Here is a 4,927-nt window from a genome sequence, read left to right as displayed (position 1 = left end):
TTGGATTTGGCAAGGCAATTATCTCTGAATTCAATAAGCGGCCTTCGTAAAGCAGCAGAACAGGGCTTTGCTCCCGCACAATACAATCTTGGCGTTATGTACGAAAACGGTATAGAGGTACCCCGGGACCATGATGAAGCACTAAAATGGTATAGGAAGGCAGCGGAACAAGGGCTTGCCGAAGCGGAAAACAGTCTCGGTTACATGTATTACAGTGGTACGGGTGTGCCCAGGGACTATAATGAAGCGATAAAATGGTACCGTAAGGCAGCAGAAAAGGGGTTTGCCGAAGCGGAAAACAGTCTCGGTTACATGTATTACAGCGGTACGGGCTTACCCAGAGACTACGACGAAGCAATAAAATGGTATCGAAAAGCAGCGGAACAGGGGCTTGCCGAAGCGCAATTCAATATTGGTTTTATATACGATAATGGCAGAGGCGTAACCCAGGATTACAGCGAAGCAATAAAATGGTATCAGAAGGCAGCGGAACAGGGGTTTGCTGTCGCACAATATAATCTTGGCGTTATGTACGATAAGGGAAAAGGAGTATCTCAGGACCATAATGAAGCACTAAAGTGGTACAGCAAAGCAGCGGAACAGGGGGGGTTTATTGAAGCCAGAGGCATGAGGCGATTGTAGGAATAATGAGCAGAAACAGGCAGTGACAAAACCATGCCTGACTGTGAAAAGACAAAAGAAACCTGCTCTGGGGAGGAAAATCATGACAACAACAGACGAACTTAAGGAAAAATTCAACAAGTTGACAGATGAAGAAAAAATGGCTTTTATGAAGTCGGTAATGCCCTCTTTTTGCGAGATATTCGGTAAAAATCCACAGAAAATGATGACTGAGATGATGCCGCTGTGCGGGGAGATGATGAAATCTTGTAATATGGATATGCAGGGCATGATGAAAATGATGGGGATGATGGGTGGAAGCAAGCGGTAAGGGTAAGGGAGATATGGCAGACAATGCAAAAGCACAGGGAATTTATTGTTGTGCCCCTATAATATCCGGTTTTCGTATGTTGTCTTTCCCTTACGGTACCCAATCAGGCGTTTTAGGACTGAATGAGATATTTGCAAATATTTATAATGAAGGGAGAGAAGTTGATGTTAATATAGCCGAAGAAATCACCAATAGACTCACTGTAAAGAACTATATTGCGCCTTCCTCCCGGCAAAAATATTGCGATCCCCTCATGACAGAATACAAAATATATGCCGGCGGGCAGGCAAAAAACAATGAAAAAAAGTGCGATTCATGCAAGCCCCCTCCTGACACTTGCCGGAAAAGAGGCTTGCTATTCAGATTGTTTAAGGGCCAATAGTCCGGTTTGCTTTGAACATGCAAAACTACTCCTGCTATCAGGAGGTAAATTGTCAAAAGGAGATGAATTATGAACAACCATATCAACAACCGACAGATGCTAAAGGAGCTGCTTAAGATCGAGCGTCCCCTCGTGATGCCTGATGCGTATGATGCACTAAGTGCGCGACTTATTCAGATAGCAGGATTCAAAGCGGTGCAATGCTCGGGATTCAGCATGGGACTGGCCTCGCTGGCTGCGCCGGAACAAGCCGTAGATTTGAACAGAAACCTTGCCATAACACGGGACATTGTGCAAGCGGTAAATATCCCTGTGATGGCAGACGGGGAAGATGGTTTTGGTCCTCCGGCAACCGTATATAACACCGTAGGTGCCTTCCTGGATATCGGTGCGTCCGGTATCAACCTTGAAGATCAGATCCTGCCGCCTTCTAAAGGCAAGGGCGTGATAGACCCGGACCTTATGGTTGAGAAAATCAAGGCAGCGTGTGAGGCGGCAAGGAACAAGCAGACGGCAGATATGGTAATCAATGCTCGCACAGATATATTGGCTGTAAGTGATGACCGCAACAAGGGAATAGATGAGGCTATTATACGGGGAAACAGGTACTTGCAGGCCGGAGCTGACTTGATTTTTGTGACAATGGTGTCGACACCTGATGAAGCCAAGCGCCTGGTTGACGGGATACAAGGCCCTGTCAGCATCGCAGCAGGAATGCCTTATAACATCAAGACGCTCACAATTGGACAATTGCGTGCCTGTGGCGTGGCTCGTGTCAGTCTTCCCGCAATAGTTGTTTTTTCTGCTATTAAATCGATCAAACAAATCCTGTCGATTATACACGATAGTGACAACTTTGAGGCAATTATGGAGAAGGAGCTCCTTTGTTCTCCCGAAGACCTCCCTAAAATACTGTCGAGGTGAAGGGGAAACAATAAATGGATTGGGAATAGAATATAAGCGAAATAATCAGATTGTTTATAAAGAGTTTTTACATATGTCAATTACAATAGAATAAGCTCCAAAAGAGAACATATATGTTTACAGTTAAAGGAGGGCTAATATGTTTGGTTGGAACGGAAGAATATTGAGAATTGATTTGACCAAGGGTAGCAGCAGGGTAGAAGAAATGCCGACTTACCTTATGCAGGAGTACATCGGAGGTCGGGGCATGTGCGACAAGATCGTCTTTGATGAAATCGATCCTCTCATCGATGCCTTGAGCCCTGAGAATAAACTCATTTTTTCCACAGGCCCATTGACGGGCAGCGGTGCGCCGTCAGCGAGCCGCTTTATTGCTTCCGCCAAATCCCCGCTCAGCAACTGTGTATCAAGTCCCTGCTGCGGCGGCTACTTTGGCTCTAATTTGAAGTATTCGGGTTACGACCTCCTTATCTTCGAGGGTAAATCGCCTGAACCGGTCTATGTGACGATTCTCAATGACCGCGTTGAGATACTCCCTGCAACAATGCTTTGGGGGAAAGAGTCATATGAGACAGAAAAAATGATACGGGAGGATATGAGATCAAAGTATAACCTCGACAACTGGGCTCTTAACTCTATGGGTATTGCCAACATCGGTCCTGCGGGAGAGAATCTTGTGCGATTTGCATGCATTATGTCTGACGGTGGACGAGCTGCAGGACGTTCAGGTCTCGGAGCAGTCATGGGTTCAAAAAACCTCAAGGCAGTAGCCTCAATCGGAACAGGACAGGTCAATATAGCTGACGTTGAAGGTTTCCGGAATGCAGTCAGGGCCTTTTATAAGGAAGCCAGGGATAGTGGTGACTTTTATAAACGCCGCAGATACGGGACCTGGTCGCTCCCGGGCCGTGCAAATGCGAGCAAGAGCCAGTCTACCAATAATTTCAAGGAAGGATACTCTGAGGCATTTGTGAAGTATGAAGACCCGGAGGTCACTCGTGATCTGATACGTGTGCGCGATGAAGCATGCTTTTCCTGTCCATTCGGTTGCAGCAAGAGAAGCCGCATAAATGATCCCGAATATCCATATACCGCCAAAGGTCCTGAGCACGAGACTATGGCCCTTTTGGGTGCGAATTGCGGTCTCGGAGACATGAATGATATTTGCCGTGCCAATTATCTTTGCAACGAGCTTGGTATGGACACGATCACAACAGGCGCCATGATCTCCTGTGCTATGGAACTTTTTGAGGAAGGCCATTTGCCCGAAAAAGACATTGGCTATGCCCTGGAATTCGGCAATACAAATATGTTCAAACTTCTCAAACAAATAGCGCATAAGCAGGGTGTAGGCGCTCTCATGGCAGAGGGCGGCATAGCCTTTGCGTCACATTACGGGCATCCGGAACTTTTCATGGGCATAAAGGGTATGGGCATACCGGCCTGGCATCCGCAGGCTTTTGATGCGCTGGGGCTCCAATACGCTACCTGCAATACTGGAGCCGCCCATACAAAGTCAACCATGCCTTTTTATGAAGGCAGAAAAGACCCTGCCTTTTTTGTGGAATTCACAAAAAAAGACCAGGATTATCTTGCAACCGCCGATTCAGGCATATTGTGCTGGATTATCTATCATGGTCCCCAATGGGATGACAAAATGGCCGAGTGGCTTACATATGTCACCGGTAATACCTGGACGAAAGAGACACTTGACCCGCTGGGAGAGAGGATATGGAATCTTGAAAAATTGTTCAATATGCGGGCGGGTGTCAAGGAAGATACTCTTCCGACACGAATAACAAAGGAACCGCGGGTGAAAAACCGTGTGGTCCCCCTCGATAAACTGCTCCTTGAGTATTATAAGTTGAGAGACTGGGATGAGAAGGGTGTGCCGACCAAGGAAAAGCTTAAAGAGTTAGGACTGGAAAAAGAGGGAGCTGGGGTGGCATGAAGATCAAGATAGACCACGAAGTATGTACGGGGCTGAGCGCTAACGGAACAGAAAACCTATGTAAGCTGCTTTTCTCTGGTGTGTTGTATCCTGTTAGCCATATTCATCAGGTGTTAGCAAAAACTAAGATATGCGTGTCAAGAAATAATAGATGAAGCAGGATTGAATAACTTTCATAGGAGGTCATATATGTTTACAGTTACAGAAAAAGCAGTGGATGTGCTCAAAGGTTTTCTTGAGAAACAACAAGGGTCGAACGCCGTGAGAATACTCTCGCAACCAGGCTGAGGTGGGCCTAAACTTGGTATGGCTCTGGATGAGCCACAAAAAGACGATATGGTGTTCACTGATCATGGAATAACATTTACTATTGATAAAAATTTGTTTGAAGAAGCCAAGCCGGTTAGTATTGATTTCGTTGAATCACTCAATGGGTCAGGATTTGCAATTACATCGAACCTGCCAACGGGTGGCGGGTGTTGTTGAACGGGCATTGTTGCCTGATTGAATGTTTGGTGCACCTGCGCAGAACCTATAGGGGGATATTTAAAGCTTTGTTGCCGGGTACGGCTTAAACAAACAAGTGAGGAGGTACAATATGTCGAAGAATGAAAAAGAAGACAATCTCATACTTTATGAAGAGAAGGGATGAGTAGGGGGGTGCTGAATCCCCCCAAAACCAACAGTTAGTTGGCACATATTGAAATTTATCGATGAC

The 4,927-nt window shown here is 46.1% G+C and carries 6 protein-coding genes; all 6 read left to right on the top strand.

What is annotated here, in order from left to right; genetic code table 11:
* The coding region (locus NT178_07955; GenBank protein ID MCX5812465.1) for a tetratricopeptide repeat protein at positions 1–642 on the top strand (642 nt) is incomplete at its 5' end.
* Between the two features lie 82 nt (positions 643–724).
* Positions 725–952 (top strand): hypothetical protein, encoded by a 228-nt coding sequence (locus NT178_07950; GenBank protein MCX5812464.1) that lies wholly within the window; start codon positions 725–727, stop codon positions 950–952.
* The gene (locus NT178_07945) at positions 936–1,334 is read left to right on the top strand and encodes a hypothetical protein (protein MCX5812463.1); all 399 of its coding nucleotides are present in this window, start codon (positions 936–938) and stop codon (positions 1,332–1,334) included. The genes NT178_07950 and NT178_07945 overlap by 17 nt, the downstream gene beginning before the upstream one ends.
* Positions 1,335–1,403: 69 nt before the next feature.
* The gene (locus tag NT178_07940) at positions 1,404–2,258 is read left to right on the top strand and encodes an isocitrate lyase/PEP mutase family protein (GenBank protein ID MCX5812462.1); all 855 of its coding nucleotides are present in this window, start codon (positions 1,404–1,406) and stop codon (positions 2,256–2,258) included.
* A gap of 139 nt (positions 2,259–2,397) precedes the next feature.
* The gene (locus NT178_07935) at positions 2,398–4,209 is read left to right on the top strand and encodes an aldehyde ferredoxin oxidoreductase family protein (GenBank protein MCX5812461.1); all 1,812 of its coding nucleotides are present in this window, start codon (positions 2,398–2,400) and stop codon (positions 4,207–4,209) included.
* Positions 4,210–4,515: 306 nt separating this feature from the next.
* On the top strand, positions 4,516–4,695 hold the full coding sequence (locus NT178_07930) for a hypothetical protein (GenBank protein MCX5812460.1): 180 nt from the start codon (positions 4,516–4,518) through the stop codon (positions 4,693–4,695).
* The last annotated feature ends 232 nt before the right edge of the window (positions 4,696–4,927 follow it).

The organism is Pseudomonadota bacterium (assembly GCA_026388255.1).
Lineage (GTDB): Bacteria > Desulfobacterota > Syntrophorhabdia > Syntrophorhabdales > Syntrophorhabdaceae > JAPLKB01.
Note: the sequence above shows the minus strand (reverse complement) of the source record. Positions and strands in the feature narration are given on the sequence as shown.

Coding starts and splice junctions, on each gene's coding strand:
- NT178_07950 (MCX5812464.1), top strand. CDS start 725: ATGACAACAACAGACGAACTTAAGGAAAAATTCAACAAGTTGACAGAT.
- NT178_07940 (MCX5812462.1), top strand. CDS start 1,404: ATGAACAACCATATCAACAACCGACAGATGCTAAAGGAGCTGCTTAAG.
- NT178_07935 (MCX5812461.1), top strand. CDS start 2,398: ATGTTTGGTTGGAACGGAAGAATATTGAGAATTGATTTGACCAAGGGT.
- NT178_07930 (MCX5812460.1), top strand. CDS start 4,516: ATGGCTCTGGATGAGCCACAAAAAGACGATATGGTGTTCACTGATCAT.